Raw genomic sequence first — 23300 nt, forward strand, 5'->3', positions numbered from 1 at the left:
GCTATGCCATGCGCGGCGGAGGCGGCGACATCCGCTCAGGGAAATCTCAGACTTGGGCCGACATTGCCTGATTCACCACGGCAATACGTCCGAATGCATGGGCCCGCTGATTGACAAGGCCAATGTGGCGCGCGTTGATGCGGTGGTGAATCAGGCCATTGTCGCCGGCGTCAAGGTGTTGCTCAAAACGGATAATATAGTCTGTCGAGCCCTTTGTGGTGTGCCTCGACAATGAAAGCATTTACGTTGAAGCTGCTTTTTCAAGTCTAAGTGCCTGATTTTGTGTGATGTTCGTTTGCGCGCTGAATTGACCCACTCCGTTTGACCCTCCCGCCATTGCCTGGCGAAAGCAGCGACCCTGTCGTAAGACCCCTTGAATCCCAAATCGATGAGCTCTTCGTGGAGCCGTTTGAGACTGCGCCGCTGCTTACGGGATTTTGCGGCCTCGGTCTTGAGCCAGGCTGAAAGCTGGAAGGCGTATGGGTCGATGGCGCTGGCGGAGTTGCGCTCCGCATAGGCGGGCTCGGTGATTTCCGAACGCAGATAGCGCCTGACGGTGTTGCGGGAGATGCCTAGCCTCTTGGCTATCTCCCTAAGCGGGACCTGGTCCCGAAGGTGCCAGCGTCTGATTATTCCTAGTAATGCCACGTCAATCACTCCGATCCCCTACTTATTCTGATAAGTAGGATTGTGTGCTAAACGTGGGTCAATTTTCGATGCAAATTATGCGACCAAGTGGGTCAATTTTCGGTGCAAATCAACAACCCACTGACCGGTTCACACCCGGAAATGGAGTGAGATACCGATTATGGTGAGTCGCAGAATTTTATTTTTAATAAACAAAAACGCATGAACCGTTGTGGTGCTCCACAGACGTTTCCTCCCATCATGCAGCCCTAGGAAAGGCTCCCGCACCAAGTGCCGACCAGTCTTATTGCTACAGGACGAAAGTGGGCGCAGCGATTACATTGCGTCCATCAAAACATGCTTAACGCAGTTCAGTCTGGAGTGCCTTCTTGACTCCGCCATCGATCATTGCACGCTCTTCATCGGCAAGACGCAGTGCAGCGGTTGGCGGACGCACGTCCTTGCACTCTTTGTAGATCACGCCATCCTTCATCACCAGTGCAATTTTTACCGGATCGGTGAGGATACTGAGATCTTCAAGAGGATTGCCGTCTACCAGTACAATGTCAGCAAGGAAACCAGGACGCACCTGACCCAACTCATCTGGACGTTGCATGATCTCGCCGCCCAGTCTTGTTGCGGAGAGCAGTGCCTCCGTGGGCGTCATCCCGATATAGTCGACGAAGTATTGAAGATCGTTAGCATTGGTGCCGTGCGGCATCCAGGCAAAGCCATAGTCTCCGCCTGGCAGGATACGAATGCCTCGTTTGTGCATTTTGCGCAGCGAATCGGATGCAATTTCTAGTTCGCGCTTATACCCCATCGTTGCAGCCAGTTCCGGCGTAATACCGTAATCGGACGCATTGAACGATGTGCGAATTAGCCAGCCAATGCCGGGAGCGACAAAGTGCTTTTCCTTGTTCGCCTCAAGCATATCGAGTGCCTCTTCATCTGCAAAGCTGGCGTGATACACCATTTCGATACCGTGGCGTACGCACATCTTGACGGACTCGCTTGATCGCGCGTGTGCCGCCATGCGCTTGCCATATCGCTTTGCCTCGCTGCTCAGCATCGCCACTTCCTCTTCTGAGAAGGGAGACATTTCTGCTGGCAGGCCGGCAATATATTCGCCGGACAAGTTGATCTTCAGGTGGTCTACCCCGTACTTGATAAACGTGCGTGCTGAGCGGCGAATTTCCTCAGGGCCACTGCATACACTGCCGAAGCTCAATTCTTCAAAAGGCAAATGGGGAAGCGTATTGTCGCCCAATGCTCCGATCGTCGTAATTTCTTGACTGCCTGCAAGATAACGCGGCCCTGGAAATTCTCCAGCATTGATTGCATTACGCAGCACGACGTCCAGCCTCGGTTTAGCGGCAGCAGCACCAATCGCGGAAGTCCAGCCCATTTCCAGGTAACGCCTGGCCACGCGGATGCACCACAGGATGTGTTCCTCGGGGGGCATCATCTGGATTGCCGACAGCGAAGGTTGGTCGTTCCACGAAAAATGCGTATGTGCTTCGGTCATGCCGGGCATCAGAAACTTGCCCTTTCCATTGATAATGCGTGCAGATTCAACGTTCAGAGGAGCGTTCGAACGAGAAACTTCAATGATGCGATTGCCTTCGACAAGGACTTCACCCTTTAATACGTCGTCACCACTACCGTCAAAAATCATGACGTCGGTAAATAAAGTCTTTTCCATGTTTGTCTCCTCCTGTATCAGGATTTAATTTATAGATTGATAAAAGCTTTTGAGTTCCCGCATACACTCGCGTGGTTTCTCGAACGTTGTCCAGTGACCGCATCCTTCCAGCACGATCATGCGGCTATCAGCGATCCGTTCTTTCATCGCAGTTACTGCGGGCGGTGGGGCAACACCGTCTTGGTCGCCCGTCACTAGCAGCGTGGGGGCAGAAATTTCCTCAAGCGCAGCCCCTTGTGCACCTGCCAGGGCCTTGCAACTTTGGGCATAACCTTCGGGAGATTGGCGCATTACGCTTTCCCGTACCAATGCGACAACGGCTGGCTGCTGTTCCTTAGTCTCCTTGCTGATCGCCCCTGCCACGATGGCGTCGGCAATTTCCTGCATGGCTGCGGGACCGCCCGTAGCAGCCTTGTCAGCACGGGCAAGGATCGCCGGCCGACCGGCATCTGGGGGGCAGATCAGGGGACCGAACAGCGCGAGACTGAGTACCTGCTCTGGGTTATGCGTGGCAATGTGCTGACAGATGATCGTGCCCATTGAATGCCCCACAAAATGTGCTTTAGCGACATCAAGTCCACGGCATACTTTCAGCACGGCCTCGCACAGACGTTCGATGCTAAGCTCGCCGGGAACCGGGGCGGAGCGACCACTACCTGACAGATCAATGCGGATGATCCGATGACCTTGTATTGCGGACATGAGAGGTGTCCAGGTATTGCTGGTGCCGCCTAGCCCATGCACGCAGACGATTGGCACGCCGTCACCTTCGATCTCAACTGCAAGATTTTCGATAAATTGTGTCGTCATCGCAGTCCCCCTCAAGAGAACTTGTTCTCAATGACGCCCAGACCGTCAATCTCGATGCGCACCACATCACCGGCCTTCAAAAAGCGTGGGGGCTTCATGCCAAGACCTACACCTGCGGGGGTTCCTGTGGCGATAATGTCTCCTGGATACAGCGTGATACCGCGTGAGACCGTTTCAATCAACGTGGGAATATCGAAGATCAGGTTCTCTGTAGGGCCGTCCTGGCGCAATTCTCCGTTGACCCAGCATCGCACGCGAGTTTTGGTGCCGTCGAGTTCATCAGCTGTTACAAGCCAAGGACCCATCGGGCAGAAGGTATCGAAGGATTTGCCCATATCCCATTGCTGATGGCGCATTTGTACATCACGCGCCGTAACATCATTGACGACGGTATAACCGAAGACATGTTGCATGGCGTCGCCACGGCTGATGTTCTTGCCGCCTTTGCCAATTACAACCGCCAGTTCGGCTTCATAGTCAATTTGCTCAGAGATATTGCTGGCCGGCACTTTCACATCATCGTATGGGCCGACCACGCATTCGGGCACTTTTGTGAAAACAATGGGCCATGACTCCGGATTTGCATCGTTGTCCTTGAAAACCGATGCTTGAAGTTCTTGGGCATGAGCGTGATAGTTTCGTCCCACGCACCACAGATTGCGACGTGGTACTGGCAATGGAGCCTCAAGCTGGACTTCGCTAATCGCGACAGCCTGACCGTTTGACGGCGGCAATTTATTGCTTTCAACCAGAGAGTCAATAACAGCTAAGGCACCCTTAGAAGCTTGTTCTTTTGTAAAACTTAACGGTGTCACCTGAGTCCCGTCCGCTGAGACAGTTCCAACATAACGCTGGCCATTTAACTGATAAGTAGCAATTCTCATTTCGTACTCCTCCATGTAGTTTTGATCCGGTCCCAATCACTGGCTTTGTTGACCGTGTACGGAGTGTAGAAACGATGTGCGTACTGCGCTTATCGTGCTATCTGGCTGCGTATCGCAGAGTCTGATTGTTTCAAAAAAAGACAAAAAGAGACTAAGATTGGGAAGCGGAAAAAATAAGCTCCGAACCTAGGGGCAAGGAGACAAAATGGCAGAGGCATACGCTTTCTACGAGGGAGCATTTGGGCAGGCCATCGTGTTGGAATCACGGGCTGACCTCGTATCCCATTCTCATTCAGAATCCCAAATTGCTTTCTGGCTGGGAGGAACTCGCGCTCAAGCACGGGTTGGCGATGAGCTAGTACAGTACGATCAAGATGTAGGACTGGCTACTAACGCTTACCAGTCGCATGACATGACGTTGCTGGATGACAAAGGCCCCGCCGTCTTTTTGGTGTTTATGATTTCGCGTCAGTGGTTAAATCAGCGAAGGAAAGAAACGGGGCAGCCTTTTGTATTTCCTTCTCCTCGTATTCCGATCGATCTTGCTCTTCGTCAGGCGTGTTGGAAGGTACTGGACTTGATCCTGTCTCCTCAAAGAGCGACGTCATTGATGAACGACGAAGTGGAGAAGCTCATTACCGCGGCTATCGATGCAACTGCTGATTCCTGCCCGGGTGTTCAAAAAGGACTGGGCATGTCGACGCTGGATCACCGGCTCCGGGCGGCAATTTCAATCATGCGAGAAAACGTTGCGGAAAAAATCACCGTCGAGGAAGTCGCCCTGAAAGTTGGTCTTTCTCGCGCCCATTTTTTTACTCTGTTCCGAGATCAACTGAACACTACGCCTCAGGTTTTTTGGAGCGCAGTGCGTGTCGAGGAAGCCATGCGACGATTGATCACGGAAGGGGGGCCACTGACCTGGGTCGCTTTAGATCTGGGATTTTCAGCGCCAGGCAACTTTTCCCGGTTTTTCAAGGAACATACAGGAGTATCTCCATCCATTTTCCGCCGCGCAGCCACTGGCAACTTACCTGCCACGGTTACAGGCCTTCCTCTCTAACTACACCTGCTGCACCGTATGCGTGGTCTAGGCGATTTGAATTGAACTAATGGTTTTTGTGCCATGACAAGTCTACTATTGAGTTAGTCCATCGACCGGCGGCTTGTGGCGATTACAGCCAATCGAATCGCTGGTCGATCTAGATTCGACCTCGCACTCCATGTCAGATCAAGTTTGAGTTAATACAGCTAATTTTTTTTAATTAACAGACTTTTTCCTCGCAAGCGCAGTAATGTCACGAGTCGTTGGGCCGCAGGGGACAGGTAAGCGTTCTTTCGATAGGCGATTCCAAGGCGTCTTTGCATGGTCGTCTCTTTCAGCACAACTTCCCGCAGCGATGTTTTTCCAGATTGTAAATTTGCTCTTGTCGCGAACCCAAGCAATCCGGTTTTTTCTATTAACGGCAGAATCATGTTCAGTACGGTCGGTTCGATTTGTACCTGTGGTCTCGGTAGCCTGTTTCGATCAAAGGTTTGGTCCAACCATTGCCGGCTTGCCACGGTTGTGGCAGGCAATACCCAGCGGTAGTCGAGAAGGTCTTTCAGGGTGTAGCGCCTTTTAAAAATTGGATGATCTTTTGCTGCCAGCACCACGACTTCGTCTTCGACAATTTGCTCCGATTCAACATCGGCATCCGACTGGACGATAGGTCCGACTGCGAGGTCCAGGTCACCTCCATTTAACGCCTCCAACAAGGCATCATTCATTGACACCATCAGTTGGATCGTAACGTCCGGCGCTTCTGCCAACAGTTCCTGGCAGACTTGCGGTAGCAAATGTTCCGCCAGGGTTGGTACACAGCCCAGTCGGATATGGCCCTTCAGGCCTTTTGCATAATCGTTCATTTCGCGGGCAGTGTCCTCAAACATGATTCCCATTTTCCGTGTTCGCGATAGCAGCACCGTACCTGCAGCCGTCAATCGGATACCGCGACCGTCGCGCTCGAACAGTTTGGCTCCCAGCGACTCTTCAAGACGATGTATGCATTTCGTTAATGCCGGCTGAGTTCTGAATAATTTTTCTGCTGCCCGCCCCAAATTACCCTCTCGGGCAATTACTTCAAAATATTTCAGGTCGCGAAAGTCCATTTGAACTATTCCTAAAAGTTATTAATGTTAAACAATTAGTAAATATACATTATAGATCCGTGATTCTATACTCCATTCAAATAAAAAAAGTAGCCCGATGTTCTTTCACGAGCATGCATCCGGGCACGGAAAATGGAGACAGGTATGAACAATGCAGTCGAAAAATCATCGCGTGCGCTGGCGCGGCGTTCAGAGCCGCATATGCGAGCTTCGTGTCAGTTCGATGTTGTGAATCGAGATGTTCGCACCCGATTCCATGAGATATCCCCGCTCCCTCAAATTAAGTTGTCCTACAGACGCATAGGGCTGTCACACGCCGATCGCCGATAGGCGTTTCCCTATCGCGTTTGGCGCAACGTTACGTTCGGTCGATTCCGCTAAGAACCTTGCGATGCTTTACGGCTTTTGATGCATTTTCACTTTCTCCAATTTGTTAATTGTTTTCACCAACAGGAAAAAATATGAGCAACTCCACTCAACCAGACGTTATCCGCGAATTCACCCGAATATCAGCAGAGTTGGTCGATGACGCCGCGCAATATCCTTCGTCAATTTTGGCTGACGTTGCAGGTCGCCGCGGCACATTGTCCAGTCGAATCGCTCCGTTGTCGCCGACGATGCGTATTGCCGGACCGGCACTCACGGTAGAAGTTCGTCCTGGTGACAACCTGATGATTCATGCAGCGATGGCGATCGCCAAGCCGGGTGACGTATTGGTCATAGACGGCAAAGGCGATGAAACTTGTGCGTTGATGGGAGAGATCATGATCTCCCAATGCCAGGCCATCGGCGTTGCCGGTGTGGTGATTTTTGGTTCTGTACGCGATACAGAAGCAATCCGTGATTTAGGTTTTCCGGTATATGCGGTTGGCGCTAATCCGAACGGGCCAACCAAGCTGGTCCCAGGGCGCGTCAACTGGACGGTATCGGTGGGCGGAACAGCGGTCAATCCAGGTGATTTGATCGTCGCCGACGCTGACGGTGTGGTTGTTGTCGAACGTGAAAAAGTAGCATCCCTGTTGCCGCTGGCAAAGCAAAAAGTAGACGATGAAACTGCACGGATAAAAGGCATCCGCAATCGTGAGCAGTTACGTCCAAGCTGGCTCGACGGCGCGCTGCGCAAAGCCGGCGTGCTGAAGGAAGGAGAGCAACTATGAGCATTGGAATCCCCAACAGAAAACCGGTGATTCTTGTCACTGGCGCCGATTTAGCTGCGCAAGCGTTGTCCCTGCTAAATAGTTTTGAGATTGTCTATGCCGGTAAGACGCCGGACGAAGAACACTTGGCCAGTCTCTGCACACAGCATCAACCGGTGGCCATCATCGTTCGCTACGGAAAAATCACGGCACGGATCATTGACGTTTGTAGCGGCTTGCTCGTTATTTCGAAGCACGGGACTGGCATCGATACGATCGATATCAGTTATGCAAAATCGAAAGGTATCGCAGTAGTCGCTGCTGCCGGTGCAAATGCACCGGCGGTCGCTGAACATACATGGGCATTGATTTTTGCCTGTGCGAAGAATGTCGTGGGCCTGGATCAACGCATGCACGCCGGACATTGGGATAAAGCGACGCATAAAAGCTTGGAGCTTAAAGGCCGCACGCTTGGCTTGGTTGGCTTGGGCGCCATTGGCTTGCGCGTAGCTGAAGTCGGCTTGGCGCTGGGCATGCATGTCATTGCTCATGACCCTTATGCCAGGCAAGTTCCAGAAGGCATCGCTAAAACTGAATTGACTGAGCTACTGGCAACAGCTGATGTGTTGTCGCTGCATTGCCCGCTGACAGCCGAAAACAAGCAGATGATCAATCGCGATTCATTGGCGGCAATGCGCGACGGCGCCATCATCGTCAATACCGCTCGCGGTGGGCTGATCGATGAAGAAGCTTTGCTCGAATCACTGCAAAGCGGAAAAATTCGAGCAGCCGGCCTGGACAGCTTCCAGATCGAGCCATTCGTCGGTCCGCATCATTTTGAGAATGTGCCTAACGTGATCCTTTCGCCGCATATCGGGGGCGTTACTGCGGATGCCTATATCGGCATGGGAATAGCTTCGGCACAAAACGTTCTAAATGCACTTGCTACCGAAAATGCGGTCGCGTAGGCGATCTGGCTGACTTGCTTGCGTTACGCAGACACATGTTTTGTGCCACGGCAGCCGGCCATGACGTTGGAGGAAGATGATGGAAACGACAATAAAAAATATCAACAGCCTGGAAAAAGAAACGATGAGGAAGGTCATTCTTCGCATCATCCCGTTTCTGATGGTTTGCTATCTGCTGGCATTTATTGATCGCGGCAATATCGGCATGGCGGCGCTGCAGATGAATCATGATCTCGGCATTTCGCCCAAAGCATACGGCTTTGCCAGCAGCTTGTTTTTCATTTCGTATTTCATTTTTGAGGTGCCTAGTAATCTCGCCCTGCAAAAATTCGGCGCGCGTAAGTGGATCGCCCGCATCATGGTGACCTGGGGCCTTGTGTCCGCAAGCACGGCTTTTGTTCAAGGGGGGCCATCGCTATTCGTTCTACGTTTCTTTCTGGGCGCTGCCGAAGCGGGCTTCTTTCCAGGAGTATTGCTATATCTGACATATTGGGTGCCGTCTGCGTATCGCGCGCGTATCGTTGCGATATTCATGGTTTCGATCCCTGCAGCCAGTTTCATCGGATCGCCGATTTCGGCCATGTTGCTGCAGATCGATGGCACGCTGGGATTACATGGTTGGCAATGGCTATTCATTCTGGAAGGGTTGCCTACTGTGCTGCTCGGATTTGTCTGTTTATTTTTTCTGACTGACCGTCCCGAACAAGCGCATTGGCTTGGTACAGAGCAACGCGACTGGTTGTCCGCGCGCATTCAGAAAGAAAGAGCTGAAAGCAAACTAATTTCGCACGTCTCGCTATGGAAGTTGTTTCGTAGCAAGGAAGTGCTGGGTATGGCATTGGTGTGCTCCACTGCATCTGGGGCCGGCACTGTGCTTGGTGTTTGGCAACCACAACTAATCAAATCCTTTGGCTTAACAGTGATGCAGACCGGCATGGTCAACGCAATACCCTATCTGCTGGCGTCGGTAATCATGGTCTTGTGGGGACGGCATTCCGACCGCAGGAACGAACGTCGTTGGCATACGGCCATTCCTTTGTTAATGATCGGAGGCGGCATGGTTTGCGCACAACTGACGTCCGCATTGCTACCCACCATAGCTTTATTGTCGTGTGTGTTGATTGGTGCCTATTCATTCAAAGGGCCGTTCTGGGCTCTGGCTTCCGGTTGGTTGGCTTCTGGCTCCGCTGCTGCCGGCCTGGCGGGAATCAATGCGGCGTCAAACCTGATTGGCGGCGGCCTGATGGTGAACGTATACGGTTGGATCAAAGCAGAGACCGGCAGCTATGCATTGGCTTTGTTGCCGTTGGCGATACTGGCGATGATGAGTGTCATTTGCCTGCTCATTCTGGACTACCAGGCAAACCGTTCCAGTCCGGTGGTTGGCTGCACCAAGACCGTTTGATGGCGGGTGTTGAATACCGCCTGATAGAAAGAGAATCATGAGCTTTTTTTCCGCACCGCCGAGCATTTGTACCACGCGTGTTTACGCGCTTGCCTGATCGTTTTCGCCAAACGCGTCCGACTGCGTGGGCAACGCCAAGGTGTTGCTACTTGGTACACTGATTATGTTTTTGCTTGGCGATCCGGCGAAACAATCGCATCTGACCGCTAACAGAGGGAAATAACATGCAAGATATCAAAACGCCTCACGTACCGGTGCGGGAAGATTGGCTCAATACGCATACCGAGGCGATTCTGGAGCCTGAAATTTCGATCGTTGATGCTCATCACCATTTATGGGATCGACCGGGCGCGCGCTATCTTTTTCCGCAATTCCAAGAGGATATGTGGGGCGGTCACGACGTGCGGCAGACCGTGTATGTGCAATGTCGCTCCATGTATCGCAGTAGCGGGCCGGTCGAGATGCGACCGGTGGGAGAGGTCGAATTCGCCAACGGTGTCGCCGCGCTCGGAGAAAGTGGCATTTATGGTGCGTTGCGTCCATGTGCTGCCATCGTTGGCGGCGCCGATCTTTTGATCGGCGACAAACTGGAGCCTGTTCTGGAAACCATGCGGGCAATCAGTGGCGGGAGGCTGAAAGGTATCCGCAACCCGGTTGCTTGGCATGAAAATGATGCCGTGCGTTCAAGTCCGGTACTGCCGCCGCCAAGTCTGATGCGAGATCGGCGCTTCCTGAATGGTGCAGCGTGTTTGCAGCGCCTCGGCCTGTCACTGGACGTTTGGGCGTATCACTCGCAACTTAGGGAATTGGTTGATCTGGCTAAATTGCTTCCAGACCTGCATATCGTATTGGATCATCTGGGAGGGCCGATTGGCGTAGGCCCTTACACAGGTAAGCGAGATGCGGTATTCGACGACTGGAAAGGGCAAATGACGCTACTGGCACAATTGCCGAATGTCTATGTAAAACTGGGCGGCCTCGGTATGCCGGTAATGGGGTTCACCTTTCACGAACAGCCTCGTGCCCCTTCTTCCAGCGATCTTGCGATAGCCTGGCGACCTTATATACACACCTGCATAGAGCTCTTCGGCGTTGGACGTTGCATGTTCGAAAGTAATTTTCCGGTCGATAAAGGTATGTTCAGCTATGCCGTGTTATGGAATGCCTTCAAGCGCCTGGCCAGCGGTGCTTCGGCTCAAGAAAAAGTGGCGTTGTTCAGTGCAACCGCCAAATATGTCTATCGCCTTCCTGTCGAATAGAAATTATCCGAAGCGCCTTATATTTTTCCATTCCCGCTAGAGGAGGAGACACAGTGTTAAATCAAAAAGAAATAAAATCTGTCAGTTCTGAATATATCTCGACGTCAAGCGCGCACAAAACTGCCGACAGTTCTGACAATGCCTTGCCCTGGTATCGCGAAGTGGGGTCTGCCGGCTGGGCTGCACTGCTGCTCGCAGGGTTGGGCTGGATGTTTGAAAGCTATGACTCGTTCATGCTTTCCCTGACACTACCTACTTTGGCGACGGTATTTGATCTGAGCAAGACGCAAATCGGTGCGCTCATCAGCGTAACGGCTGCAGGTCAGATTTGCGGGGGAGTATTGTTTGGCTGGGTCTCCGACAGGTTAGGGCGGGTCCGGACAGCCTATCTCTGCATTTTGATTTATTCGATATTTTCCGGATTAATCGCCTTCGCACCATCAATATCGGTGATTGCGGCACTGCGCTTTTGCGGGGCCCTTGGCATGGGGGGGACCTGGACCGCGGGAGCCGCATTAGTGGCAGAAACATGGGGGGCGAAACATCGCGGTCGCGGCGGCGCCCTCATGCAAATGGGATTGCCGATTGGGGCTATCGTTGCCATCGGTGCTGCGGCGGTAGTGGGCAACCTTGCCGGCGGTCTTGGTGGCAATGGTTGGCGCATTCTGTATCTGATCGGGGCATTACCCGCTGTAATAATGTTTTTTATTGCACGGCGCACGCCAGAGTCGCCTGTTTGGAAAAAGAGAGCGCAAGCCAGCTTATTGAAGACCAGGCGCAGATTTTCATTGCCATCAGCCGCAGAGTTGAAGGGGATTAAGCACGCATTCTTTTTTATCTTTTTTCTCCAATACATTTTTTGGGGCGTATTCACCTGGGCGCCAACCTTTCTCATTGCATCAAAGCACCTGAATTTTTTGCACAGCCTGAATTTCCTGATGGCCTTGCAATTGGGAGCCATTGCCGGCTTTATTGTATTTGGAAGTTTCGTGGACCGGTTTGGACGACGTCCTTTGTTTTTCTCATATCTCGGGATCGGCATCTGCTCCGTCTGCTGCTACGTGCTCTCGGTTCAACCCGGTATTTTGCTGGTCGCGTTGTTCTTCACGGGATTTAGTGTCAACGGCATCTTTGCAGGACTTGGTCCTTTTACAGCGGAACTGATTCCGGATACAGAGTCCCGTGCCTTCCTGATGGGACTTGCCTATAATGGCGGACGTATCGGCGGATTACTGGCCCCCTCTATCATCGGAGTGCTGGCAACGCACGGTGGGGCAGAGCTGGGAATGAGTACCACTATTGCCGCTTTTGCTTTCGCTGCCGTGGTCATATTTTTCGCTCCGGAGACTAAAGGGCGACAACTAAAATAATCGAGCACGGGTAAATGTCAGACGCAAAGAAAAATGATGGTCTTCCATTCGATCAGCGAAGACTTGCCATTGCCACGGTTATCTGTGGCTTGGCGATGGCGGTCATGGATGGCACGATTGCCAATCTTGCTCTGCCTTCGATTGCGCGCGACATGCATGCGACGGCGGCAGAGTCCATCTGGATCATCAATTCATACCAGATCGCAATGGCAATTTGCCTCCTACCGCTAGCGTCACTGGGCGAAATTGTCGGTTATCGCCGCATCTACCTGATTGGTTTGATGATGTTCACCCTTGCCTCGTTGGCATGCGGTTCAAGCAACACTATCGCGCAACTGAGTATTGCACGCGTTCTCCAGGGCTTCGGAGCGGCGGGAATGTTGAGTGTGAATATTGCGTTGATCAGATTTATCTATCCCGCGGACATGCTTGGCCGTGCAGTTGGCTACAACGCGCTTGTTGCCGGCTCCGCGACAGCGCTCGGCCCTACCGTTGCCGGACTGATACTGAGTGTCGCCTCATGGCACTGGCTTTTTCTGATCAATGTTCCCATCGGTGTTGTGGTGCTAGCCATCGGCTATCGGTCGTTGCCGGCCAGCCCATTGGCAAAGCATCGCTACAATGTACTAAGTGCGATGTTGTGCATGGCTTCAGTTGGTTCGTTGCTATATACCGTCGACGCGATCGGGCATCTTCAGGGAATTTTCTCCATTTTAAGTTGTGCAATTCTCACGGTTTTCGTCGTCGCCTTGTTGTTGCGCTTTCAGCCAGCCAACGCACCGATGCTCCCTACAGATTTACTTAGAATCCCGTTGTTTTCGCTATCGATAGGCACTTCCATATGTTCATTTGCGGCACAAACAGCCGCTTATGTGATGCTGCCTTTTTACCTACAGGAGCATTTAGGGCAAAGTGCTGCGCATGCCGGGCTGCTATTGACTGCATGGCCGGCGGCAGTCGCAATGACCGCATTAGTGGCGGGCAAAATGTCCGATCGTATGTCGGCCGGTTTATTAGGAGGGATAGGTCTGGCAATTTTAACGCTCGGATTACTTTCTTTGCTGACCGTGACAGCGGAGAGTGCGGACGGCCTTGTTGCCATACGGCTGGCGATATGCGGCTTTGGCTTTGGGTTGTTCCAGTCCCCCAATAACCGCACAATGATTAGTGTTGCCCCGACATTGCGCAGTGGAGCAGCAAGCGGCATGCTGGGTACTGGGCGCCTTATGGGACAGACAGCGGGAGCGTCGTTAGTTGCATTCGCTCTTACTGCGACATCGTCGCCGTACATTGTCATTCTCCTGATCGCGGCGATTTTATCGGGTGCGGCTTGCTGCGTTAGCCTGAGACGAGTCGGTTTGTCGCCAACTGTACCCACATAACATTTTCGGCTATACGATTACATGTGCCGGTTTTTTACGCTCAAACACGCTCAGTTTTCGCGACCAATGGCAATGGGGTGAATCTGGTTCTCGGCCCAGTTGTTGTCGATCGGATGATGGACACACCTTCACCGGCAGTTCGCAAACCTGGAACCCTAACGGCAACGGCATGACCGACTTGGCGGTAAATCCTTTCGCCGAAGGCGATGCCTGGCTGGCCGACGCTAACAATCTGTGGCATTCCGTTGACTCCGGGGTCATCTGGACCAAGCTGACCGCAATGGCAACGGTAGAGGTTGAATACACGAATGTGCATGGCGCCCTCAAGGTTGCTCTAGAGGTGCCTGCCATGGTTTCCAGCTATTCGGCGGCGATCTACGTTGTCGGCATCCTTTAGTAAATCCCCCCAGATCAGCAGTACTTTTGGCTTGTTTGTCCATGCTGTCAAAAAGCAGAGAGCCAAGTACTTCCATGGCATGGAGTCAAACGGGAAAGTCATCACATCAGAAAAGTATCACCTAGTTCTAACTGTAGCTTAGCTTGCGCTGCTGCTTCGTCGAATACGTCGCTAGTGGGATTTACGTAAATCTTCGGCGAAGCGCCAAGGCGAACAGATAGGTCTTGGGCGAGCGCTAGAAGCTTGCCTCGTAGTGCCTCTAATGCAGCTGGATCGAAGCGAAGGGTTAGCCCGAAGATGGTCATCGAGCCAATCAAGGCATTGTCGGTACCGAATACGGGGACGGACATAGAGGACGAGTGGGGGTTGTTGATGCCCATGGAGATGCAGACGTACTTGCCGCCAGAGCGGGCCGCATTGCCAGGAACTGAAAAGAATCGGAGCACCTGGGCACTGGAGGTTTGGTCCAGTGGGAAGAGAGAGCCTGATTTGACAGTGGCTTTGACTGATGCCGGAGATTCGACAGCATAAAGGCAAAGACGTTGCTCCTGCTGACGGATATAGAAGGCTGTGCTTTCCTGGGTCTCGTGAACCAATTTTTCAAGGGTTGGCACGATGAAGTCTTTATAGTCGAATTTCGATTCAAAAGCCTTTCCGAGCTGGTATGCACGTGGACCGAGTTGATACGAATTGTCGGCCCGTTGGATGACATATCCCTCACGAATAAAGGACATCAGGTAGCGATGAATGACGCTCTTGAAGAGGCCGGTTCGCTCTTCCAGCGCCGCTAAACCGAAGGGTTCGGGGAGTCAATGAAGGCGCTGAGGATGGTCAGGCTACGTTCAGCGCCGAGAACCGTACGGTCAGGGGCAGCGTCTTTTTCGGCGGTTGATTTTGAGTCTGTCATTTTTTTCATAAACGTTTTTCGATTTCTTTCTTTCGCGCTTAAGCGTATCACTTTTCACACGTGGCGCGATGCACCAAAAACGGGAAAATAAAAGCATTCACGCACCCAGAATGTGATTGCCATAAGAGTTTCCGACAATTTCGCACCGCACCAAAGCATGCTCTAACTATTTGAATTTTAATAGAAAAATTCGCTTGTTATAAATTCATAATGGCATTATGATTTATTTGCACTTCGTCGTTCAACACTTGAAAGGGAAGAAAATGAATTTGAAGTTCATTAGCAAGAGACACTTGGCAATGCTGGTAGCCGTGGTGACCTGTACTTTCTCGGTCGCAGCTTACGCGGACCGTCTGGCCGATATAAAGGCTCGCGGTACCCTCATCTGCGCGACTTTAACCAGTAGCGAGCCTGTTGGTTTTGTTGACCCTGCTACCCGTCAAGTTGTGGGATATGACGTGGATATGTGTGCGGCCATGGCTAAGGAAATGGGCCTAAAGCTGGAGCAAAAAGGGGTATCCGTTGAGGCACGTATTCCTGAGCTGACCTTGGGGCGCGTGGACTTGGTTATTGCGGCTCTGGGGTGGACAAAAGAGCGCGCACAGCAAATCGACTTCAGTTCGATTCACTACCAGATTCCTATCAAGTTGATTGCTCACACCGAGTCCGGCTTCACTAAGATCGATGACTTGTCAACGAAGCGGATTAGCGCAAACAAAGGTTCGACTCCTGAGCTGTATGCTCGCCGTATGTTCCCGAAGGCAACCGTCCTGACTTTCCAAGATAGCCCTTCAGCGTTCTTGGCCTTGGCACAGAACAAGGTACAAGCGCTCGCTATGTCGCAAACTTCAGGCGTGCGTTTCGTGAATGAATCGAACGGTAAGTACAAATTCCTGGACGGTATCCTCGCATTTGAGCCGACGGGTATGGGGGTGAAAAAGGACGAGCCAGCCCTACTGGCCGCCGTGAATGGTGCATTGGAGCGTCTGGAGAAATCTGGTCAGAACGACGCAATTTGGAATAAGTGGTTTGGTGTTGGTACCAAATACAATATTCCTCGAGAGAAGAAACTGACTCCGATCTCCGCCTTCCAGTAACTAACTCTGCTTTGCTTGAAACTAGGTATGTCGACGAGAAATCGAGCGACCTCTGGAGCGCGTTGCCCAAAGATCTTTGAGTCGTGCATTCCTGCCCGCCAATGTGGTGCTAGGACCCTCCCATTGGTGGGTGTAGCAAGAATTAGCAAGAAAGCGAAAAATGATTAATCTCGATTTCGGTGCGGTATTGCAAGGTCAGTACCTCGATTGGCTCATTGGAGGAGCATTCACGTCGCTAGGGCTGTTCGCTACATCCTGGATTTGCGCGTTTGCTCTAGCAGTCATTATCGTCGCCCTGCGGGCACTGGACTTCGCTCCTTTGGAGTGGGTGATTGCAGCGTATGTGAACTACCATCGCAACGTTCCTGGTCTGGTACAAATTTTCGTCTGGTACTTCGGCGTTCCAGAACTTTTGCCGTCTTCAATCACCGGGTTTATCAACGAGCACAACGGCGAATTCATATTCGCCCTCATTGCACTGTTCCTCAATGCGGCAGCATATATGTCCGAGGACCTGCGAAGTGGTCTACGGTCGGTCGCGACTACCCAAATGGAAGCAGCTCGTGCCTTAGGTCTCTCGTATGTCCAAACGATGCGCGACGTGCTGCTACCCCAGGCGATTCGCGTATCAGTGGCGCCTTTGGTAAATCAATCTCTGAGTCTATTCAAGTCCACCAGTCTTGCAATGGCCATCGGCGTGGCTGAGATGACGTATTCGAGCCGGCAAATCGAAAACGAAACATACCGCACCTTTGAAACCTTCGCGATTGCATCAATTTTCTATTTAGTAATGTCTTGGACCATCATGGCCGTCGGCGCTTACTACAACCGTCATCTGCAAGTGAAGGAGCGCTGAAATGAGCGATTACATCGAGATTCTGAGGAGTTTCGGCCTGCAACTGCTGGTCGGCGAGTTTCCGCAAGGTCAGATTGGTGGTCTGGCATTAACCTTGATTCTTGCCGTGACCGGCCTAGCTTGCGCATTTCCGCTGGCTGTCCTGTGCGGTATCGCGCGTACGAGCACCGTTCGTTGGGTCGCGATGCCAGCTGCAGCGATTGTGCATACTGTCCGCGGCCTGCCTGTCCTGATGCTGATTTTCTGGGCATATTTCATCGTTCCCATGCTGATTGGCACCTCAGTCTCTGGCATCACAACCGTGATTTGTGCCCTCATTGTCTACGAAGTTGCCTTCCTGGGCGAGGTCATCAAAGCTGGCATTCAAGCCATCCCGAAAGGACAGGTCGAGGCATCTCGTTCGCTGGGGATGAGCTACATCAAGACGCTGTGGGATGTGGTGTTGCCGCAAGCTCTGTTTAACATGATTCCGAGCATCCTAAATCAGCTGATTTCGCTCATCAAGAACACGTCGCTGGCCTACATCATTAGCGTCAACGAACTTACCTACGCGGCTTATTCAGTCAACTCCCAGTTGTTGACCAAGCCCTTCCAAGTCTACTTCCTGCTGGCGATGACCTATTTCGCTATCTGCTACAGCCTGAGCTCGCTGGTCGGAATCGCTGAGCGCCGTATTAAAACCAAACGTCAATTCAGGAGCACGTGATGATTAGATTCAACAATGTGAACAAGTGGTATGGCGATTATCATGCCCTGCGTAGCGTCAACGAGGAAGTGTCGCGCGGTGAAGTAGTCATCGTTTGCGGCCCATCGGGCTCGGGTAAATCGACCTTGATTCGCACCGTGAATCGTCTAGAGCCCATCAATAATGGACAGATTTACGTCGACGGGATTGACATCCACGGCAATGGCATTGATATCAACAAGCTGCGTAGCCGTATCGGGTTCGTCTTCCAATCCTTCAACCTGTTCCCGCACATGAGCGTCGCTCGCAACGTGATGCTAGCGACCATGCGTGTGATGAAGATCTCTGAAAAAGAAGCCCGTGACACCGCGATGGGGCTGCTAGAGAAGGTCGGTCTGGCGAATAAGGCCGGGGCGTACCCTGGTCAGCTGTCTGGCGGCCAGCAGCAGCGTGTGGCAATCGCACGTGCTCTGGCAATGAAACCTCCCGTAATGCTGTTTGACGAACCGACATCGGCACTGGACCCTGAAATGGTTGGCGAAGTGCTGCATGTAATGAAGCAGCTGGCATCCGAAGGGATGACGATGGTTTGTGTCACCCACGAAATGGGCTTCGCTCGGGACGTTGCTGACCGCCTGATTTTCATGGCAGATGGCGAAGTGCTGGAACGCGCTACCCCACAAGCTTTCTTCGAGCGCCCGCAACATCCGCGTGCCCAGAAATTCGTAGCAGACATCCGCCACGCCTAATTCCTACCCAATCATTGACAGGTTACTAAACGAGTTCATCATGACATTTATTTCCCATTCGCTTTCCCGCATCAAACCATCCGCAACTATTGCTATTACCCAGAAAGCCCGTGAACTGGCTGCACAGGGTCGCAACGTGATTGCACTGAGCTCCGGTCAGCCGGATTTCGATACTCCGGACAACATCAAGCAGGCTGCCTACGACGCGATTCGTCGCGGCGAGACTAAATACACTGCCGTTGCCGGCATCACTGAGCTGCGCGAAGCCATCGTCGCAAAGTTCAAGCGCGAGAACCAGCTGAACTACAGCGTAGCCCAGACCATCGTCAGCTCGGGCGGCAAGCATGTCATTGCCAATGCGCTGATGGCTACGCTGAATCCTGGCGACGAGGTCATCGTGCCGGCACCGTACTGGGTGTCGTACCCGGAACTAGTCGCTCTGTTCGGCGGCAAGCCAGTGCTCATAGGTACTTCGCGCGCAACCGACTATAAGCTTCGACCGGAAGATTTGGAGCGTGCAATCACCCCGCGTACCAAGTGGATTCTCTTCAATTCGCCCTCTAACCCCACTGGGGCTGCATACACTCGTGCGGAGTTGGAAGCGTTGACGGATGTTCTGAAGCGCCATCCCCATGTCTGGATTCTGGCTGACGACATCTATGAACACCTTGTGTATGACGGCTTCGAATTCACCACTCCGGCTCAAGTCGCTCCCGAACTGTATGAACGTACCTTGACCATGAATGGTGTATCCAAGGCCTACGCAATGACCGGCTGGCGTATCGGTTACGGCGCCGGCCCTGTCGAGTTGATTAAAGCAATGGAAAAGGTACAGGGACAAGTCACATCGGGCGCTACATCGATTTCACAATGGGCGGCTGTTGAGGCCTTGAATGGTCCACAAGACTACATCCACAATAGCCGCAAAGTATTCCAAGAGCGGCGCGACCTAGTGGTTTCAATGCTGAACGATGCAGAAGGCCTGGATTGCCCGACTCCTGAGGGCGCTTTTTATGTCTTCCCGTCCTGCGAAGGACTGCTGGGTCGTACTACCGAAGGCGGCAAAGTCATTGAGAACGACGAGGATTTTGTGACGGCATTGTTGGAAACAGAAGGTGTTGCGCTAGTTCACGGCAGCGCATTCGGTCAAGGTCCGAACTTCCGCCTATCGTACGCCGATTCCACTGAGCGTCTGCGTGACGCCTGCACCCGTGTGCAACGCTTCAGCGCCTCGCTGCGTTAATTCTTCATTCAATTACATATAGTCATAGGAACTCATCATGACCGCAGGTTTTCGGATTTTCGAACGTCAGCGCAAAGTTTCTGGCGAGGTTGTCCAGAAATTTTCTTCCATTCCGGTCGCGAACATCAGCGACTCCATGTCGCGCATGAACGCGGCTGGTTCTCAGCTGCGTCCGCTGCATCAGGGGGGGAAGCTCGCTGGTGCAGCAATTACCGTCAAGTCCCGACCGGGCGACAACCTGATGGTGCACAAGGCTCTGGACTTGGCAGAACCAGGAGATGTTGTTGTGGTTGACGCTGGCGGCGACCTCACCAATGCAATCATCGGCGAGCTGATGGTGGCGCACGCTATCCAGCGTAAGCTAGGCGGAATCGTCATCTACGGCGCCGTCCGTGACCTGGATGCAATTCAGAGCGGTACTTTCCCTGTCTTTGCCGCCGGCGTGACTCATCGTGGTCCCTACAAGGACGGTCCTGGCGAAATCAACGTTCCTATCGCCATCGGCGGCATGGTCGTTAACGCCGGTGACCTGGTCGTCGGCGACAGCGATGGTTTGCTATGCGTCGCATACGATGACCTGGATGAAGTGCATGCGGCAGCCAAGGCAAAGAACGATGTTGAAGCCGGCCAGATGGCCGCAATTCGCGCTGGCACGAACGACCGCACTTGGGTGCAGTTCACACTGGACAAGCTCAAGTGCGAAGTGGTAGGAGGTAAGTAATGGCAGCGCCAGACCACCCCGTCCAGCTCTCGCCGCATCTTCATGTACGCGAGGACTGGCTTGCTCTTACCAAAGAGGAGGTCCTCGAGCCGGGCCTCCCTATCATTGACGCACATCATCATATCTGGGACCGAGATACTGGCCGATACCTGTTCGACGAGCTAATGGTCGATATCAACTCTGGACATAACATCATCGCCACTATATTCGTTCAGTGTCGCAGCATGTACCGGCAAGACGGCCCCGGGCCAATGAAGCCTGTCGGTGAAGTTGAGTTCATCAATGGTTTGGCGGCACAGTCCGCATCCGGCCTCTATGGACATGTACGCGCTTGCGCCGCAATTGTCGGATTTGCAGACCTGATGATGGGGAGCGAAGTCGCTCCAATTCTGGAAGCGCTCACCGCAGCAGGCAATGGTCGTTTGCGCGGCGTTCGCAATACCACTGCGTGGCATGGCGAACCCGCTATCCGTACCAACCCAATTCCACCTCCGCCAGGAATGCTCACGAGCCCTCAGTTCCAAGCTGGTGTTCGTTTACTCCCAGCCCATGGCCTCACCCTTGACATATGGGCGTACCACACTCAACTTCGAGAGGTCTTATCTCTGGCGAAGACTTGCCCAGATACGACCATCATTCTTAACCACGTTGGTGGGCCGCTTGGCGCTGGTTCCTATAGAGAGAAACGTTCGGAAGTGTTGGGGGAGTGGGGTGCCGCGATGGAGGAGATTGCCTCGCTTCCCAATGTCTATTTGAAGCTTGGTGGTCTTGGGATGCCAGTTGGCGGATGGGACTTTCATCTCAATGAGGCACCGCCCACCTCTGAGCTACTGGCTATCGCGTGGCGTCCTTATATCGAGGCAGCTATCGATATGTTTGGGCCTACACGATGCATGTTTGAAAGTAATTTCCCGGTGGATAAGGGGATGTTTGGTTATGTCAGCTTGTGGAATGCCTTCAAGCTCCTGACCAGAGGTCTGTCTGGAGACGAACGGAAGGCCCTGTTCTGCGGTACTGCCCAAAAAGTGTATCGCATTTGACCGAAGGCCACTGAGCAACCGATAGCGCCCGACGGCCGTCAAAAAATGCTTTGGGCGTAACAGCATGGAAAACAACAAGTGGAAGACAATCTAAAAGACAGCACGTTGCATGAGGCTGATGGTTTGCCGACTAATAAGCGAATTTTGGCAATTGTAGCCGTAGTGCTGGCTGTCACCATTGCGGTGATGGACGGCTCAATCGCGAACCTGGCGCTACCTTCTATTGCGCGTGACATGATGGCTACCGAAGCTGAGGCCATCTGGATTATCAACAGCTATCAAATTGCAATGGCGGTATTTCTCCTGCCTCTGGCATCTCTCGGCGAAGTTGTTGGCTACCGGCGAGTATACCTGGTAGGTCTAGTGCTCTTCATAATTGCATCGCTAGCTTGCGCCGTCAGCGGTACGATGGTGCAGTTGAGCCTTGCCCGCGTTCTGCAGGGCATGGGGGCCGCAGGCATTCTGAGCGTAAATACTGCGCTCATTCGCTTCATCTATCCCCGCAAGATGCTTGGGCGCGCCATCGGATATAACGCACTTGTTGCCGGCACCGCTACCGCGCTTGGCCCAACGGTCGCCGGCATTATCCTGCACTTCTCTTCTTGGCATTGGCTCTTCCTCATTAATATCCCGCTAGGATTTATCGCCTTCTTCATCGGCCTCAAAGCATTGCCGTTGAACCCACTGTCCAAACGTAAGTTCGATACTAAAAGTGCCGCAGTCTGCATGCTATTCGTTGGACTGCTCCTATATTCGGTCGATGCGATTGGCCACGTCGAGGGGCTGCAGACTGTACTGGTTTGTATAGTCTTCACGGTGCTGAGCTTATTGGTACTGCTGAAGGTTCAGTCGAAATCGGCGCCGATGCTTCCTCTGGACCTGCTGCGCATACCTATGTTTGCGCTGTCCATCGGCACGTCATTCTGCTCCTTTGCTGCGCAGATGGCGACCTTTGTCATGCTGCCATTCATGCTACAGAACCATCTGGGCATGGGAGCGGCGCGCGCGGGCATGCTGCTGACCGCGCGCGCCTATCGCTGTAGCTTTGACCGGCGTTGTCGCAGGCAAGCTGTCTGATCGGATCTCCTCAGGTTTGTTGGGCGGCATTGGCTTGGCAATTATGAGCGCAGGTTTGCTGACCTTGCTCATTGTGGACCGAGCTACGTCGGATATCACCATCGCGGCGCTCTTCGCAATCTGTGGCCTTGGTTTTGGCCTGTTCCAGTCACCGAATAATAAGACAATCATCAGTTCGGCTCCACGCTCTCGAACTGGTGGCGCCAGCGGGATGTTGGGTACTGGGCGCCTGATGGGGCAGACACTCGGTGCCTCGATCGTCGCAATGCTGCTGACCATTTCCATTTCTCCTTACAAGCTGGTACTTATTAGTGCCGCAGTGCTTGCTGGCGCAGCTAGCCTTGTCAGCCTCTCTCGGATTCGATACGGCAATGATTAATAACCTTGTGTCTGGAATTGCCGAAAGTTCCAAGCGCACAGGACCATTTATCGATAAGAAATCAACGAGCATTGAACGCATAATCTAAAGATAGAAAGAGTATCTGATGCAGAAAACCGCAGGACAAGCCTCGCCTGAGTCATCCCCCGCTAGCTCGCTACTTGAGCGTATTGCGAGCTATCACATAGGAATTCTCCCACTAGCTAGGCTCTACCCACCGCGGTCAGACGAATGCCGCGTCCCATCCGCTCGAACAAAGGCGCACCCAGCTGTTCTTCCAGCCGGTGTCTATGCATTTGGTCAGGGCCGGCTGGGTTTTATAGAGCCGCTCGGCAGTGCGTCCTACCTGTCTCTCGTCGGCGATAACTTCAAAATACTTGAGCTCGCGAAAGTCCATGATTCATTCCTGAAATTTATGAAATTCAAAATAAAAGCAAATATACATTAAAAAAATC

General features: G+C 52.7%; 20 protein-coding genes and 3 pseudogenes. 16 read left to right on the plus strand and 7 right to left on the minus strand.

Features of this window, described 5'->3' with window-relative positions:
* Positions 1–327: 327 nt before the first annotated feature.
* From CFter6_RS01925 to CFter6_RS01940, 4 genes and pseudogenes are all read right to left on the minus strand, one after another.
* Positions 328–657, minus strand: a pseudogene (locus CFter6_RS01925) (helix-turn-helix domain-containing protein); the annotation flags it as partial.
* A 331-nt stretch (positions 658–988) separates the two neighbouring features.
* Entirely contained in the window at positions 989–2332 is a 1344-nt protein-coding gene (locus CFter6_RS01930) for a metal-dependent hydrolase family protein (RefSeq protein ID WP_061538518.1), read from the minus strand.
* Positions 2333–2356: 24 nt separating this feature from the next.
* Entirely contained in the window at positions 2357–3142 is a 786-nt protein-coding gene (locus CFter6_RS01935) for an alpha/beta fold hydrolase (RefSeq protein WP_061538519.1), read from the minus strand.
* Between the two features lie 11 nt (positions 3143–3153).
* Complete coding sequence (locus CFter6_RS01940; RefSeq protein ID WP_061542168.1) at positions 3154–4026, minus strand: fumarylacetoacetate hydrolase family protein; 873 nt, start codon at positions 4024–4026, stop codon at positions 3154–3156.
* A 205-nt stretch (positions 4027–4231) separates the two neighbouring features.
* On the opposite strand from CFter6_RS01940, the gene CFter6_RS01945 reads away from it, so the two are divergent.
* Positions 4232–5086, plus strand: a complete 855-nt coding sequence (locus tag CFter6_RS01945; protein ID WP_061538520.1) for a helix-turn-helix domain-containing protein — start codon at positions 4232–4234, stop codon at positions 5084–5086.
* 188 nt (positions 5087–5274) lie between these two features.
* On the opposite strand, the gene CFter6_RS01950 is transcribed toward CFter6_RS01945, so the two are convergent.
* A complete protein-coding gene (locus tag CFter6_RS01950; protein ID WP_061538521.1) occupies positions 5275–6174 on the minus strand; it encodes a LysR family transcriptional regulator in 900 nt (299 codons plus the stop codon).
* Between the two features lie 461 nt (positions 6175–6635).
* Between CFter6_RS01950 and CFter6_RS01955 the strand changes: the two genes are divergently transcribed.
* From CFter6_RS01955 to CFter6_RS01985, 7 genes are all read left to right on the plus strand, one after another.
* Complete coding sequence (locus CFter6_RS01955) at positions 6636–7331, plus strand: RraA family protein (RefSeq protein ID WP_061538522.1); 696 nt, start codon at positions 6636–6638, stop codon at positions 7329–7331.
* Positions 7328–8278: a hydroxyacid dehydrogenase gene (locus CFter6_RS01960; protein WP_061538523.1), complete on the plus strand. Its 951-nt coding sequence runs from the start codon at positions 7328–7330 to the stop codon at positions 8276–8278. Before CFter6_RS01955 ends, CFter6_RS01960 begins: the two co-directional genes overlap by 4 nt.
* A gap of 79 nt (positions 8279–8357) precedes the next feature.
* Complete coding sequence (locus CFter6_RS01965; RefSeq protein ID WP_061542169.1) at positions 8358–9683, plus strand: MFS transporter; 1326 nt, start codon at positions 8358–8360, stop codon at positions 9681–9683.
* A gap of 224 nt (positions 9684–9907) precedes the next feature.
* Complete coding sequence (locus CFter6_RS01970; protein WP_061538524.1) at positions 9908–10942, plus strand: amidohydrolase family protein; 1035 nt, start codon at positions 9908–9910, stop codon at positions 10940–10942.
* 95 nt (positions 10943–11037) lie between these two features.
* Positions 11038–12312 (plus strand): MFS transporter, encoded by a 1275-nt coding sequence (locus CFter6_RS01975; protein ID WP_061542170.1) that lies wholly within the window; start codon positions 11038–11040, stop codon positions 12310–12312.
* 14 nt (positions 12313–12326) lie between these two features.
* Positions 12327–13694, plus strand: a complete 1368-nt coding sequence (locus CFter6_RS01980) for an MFS transporter (RefSeq protein WP_061538525.1) — start codon at positions 12327–12329, stop codon at positions 13692–13694.
* 169 nt (positions 13695–13863) lie between these two features.
* A complete protein-coding gene (locus CFter6_RS01985; protein ID WP_061538526.1) occupies positions 13864–14091 on the plus strand; it encodes a hypothetical protein in 228 nt (75 codons plus the stop codon).
* A gap of 101 nt (positions 14092–14192) precedes the next feature.
* Here CFter6_RS01985 and CFter6_RS01990 read toward each other — a convergent pair whose 3' ends face one another.
* On the minus strand, positions 14193–14825 hold the full coding sequence (locus CFter6_RS01990; protein WP_236904492.1) for an IclR family transcriptional regulator: 633 nt from the start codon (positions 14823–14825) through the stop codon (positions 14193–14195).
* A 436-nt stretch (positions 14826–15261) separates the two neighbouring features.
* Here CFter6_RS01990 and CFter6_RS01995 point away from each other — a divergent pair, with 436 nt between their 5' ends.
* The 8 genes and pseudogenes from CFter6_RS01995 (at position 15262) to CFter6_RS02030 (ending at position 22845) form a co-directional block, all read left to right on the plus strand.
* A complete protein-coding gene (locus tag CFter6_RS01995; RefSeq protein WP_061542171.1) occupies positions 15262–16095 on the plus strand; it encodes an ABC transporter substrate-binding protein in 834 nt (277 codons plus the stop codon).
* 160 nt (positions 16096–16255) lie between these two features.
* Positions 16256–16951 carry an amino acid ABC transporter permease gene (locus CFter6_RS02000; protein ID WP_061538527.1) on the plus strand — a complete coding sequence of 232 codons (696 nt, stop codon included), beginning with the start codon at positions 16256–16258 and terminating at the stop codon, positions 16949–16951.
* 1 nt (position 16952) lies between these two features.
* On the plus strand, positions 16953–17657 hold the full coding sequence (locus tag CFter6_RS02005) for an amino acid ABC transporter permease (protein ID WP_061538528.1): 705 nt from the start codon (positions 16953–16955) through the stop codon (positions 17655–17657).
* Positions 17657–18385, plus strand: coding sequence for an amino acid ABC transporter ATP-binding protein (locus CFter6_RS02010; protein ID WP_061538529.1), 729 nt, complete (start codon positions 17657–17659; stop codon positions 18383–18385). Before CFter6_RS02005 ends, CFter6_RS02010 begins: the two co-directional genes overlap by 1 nt.
* A gap of 40 nt (positions 18386–18425) precedes the next feature.
* Positions 18426–19628, plus strand: a complete 1203-nt coding sequence (locus CFter6_RS02015) for a pyridoxal phosphate-dependent aminotransferase (RefSeq protein WP_061538530.1) — start codon at positions 18426–18428, stop codon at positions 19626–19628.
* A 37-nt stretch (positions 19629–19665) separates the two neighbouring features.
* Entirely contained in the window at positions 19666–20349 is a 684-nt protein-coding gene (locus CFter6_RS02020) for an RraA family protein (protein ID WP_061538531.1), read from the plus strand.
* The gene (locus CFter6_RS02025; protein ID WP_061538532.1) at positions 20349–21389 is read left to right on the plus strand and encodes an amidohydrolase family protein; all 1041 of its coding nucleotides are present in this window, start codon (positions 20349–20351) and stop codon (positions 21387–21389) included. Before CFter6_RS02020 ends, CFter6_RS02025 begins: the two co-directional genes overlap by 1 nt.
* A 105-nt stretch (positions 21390–21494) precedes the next feature.
* Positions 21495–22845, plus strand: a pseudogene (locus tag CFter6_RS02030) (MFS transporter).
* Between the two features lie 206 nt (positions 22846–23051).
* Here CFter6_RS02030 and CFter6_RS25380 read toward each other — a convergent pair.
* A pseudogene (locus tag CFter6_RS25380) lies at positions 23052–23242 on the minus strand (LysR family transcriptional regulator); the annotation flags it as partial.
* Positions 23243–23300 lie beyond the last annotated feature (58 nt).

It is taken from the genome of Collimonas fungivorans (assembly GCF_001584145.1).
Lineage (GTDB): Bacteria > Pseudomonadota > Gammaproteobacteria > Burkholderiales > Burkholderiaceae_D > Collimonas > Collimonas fungivorans.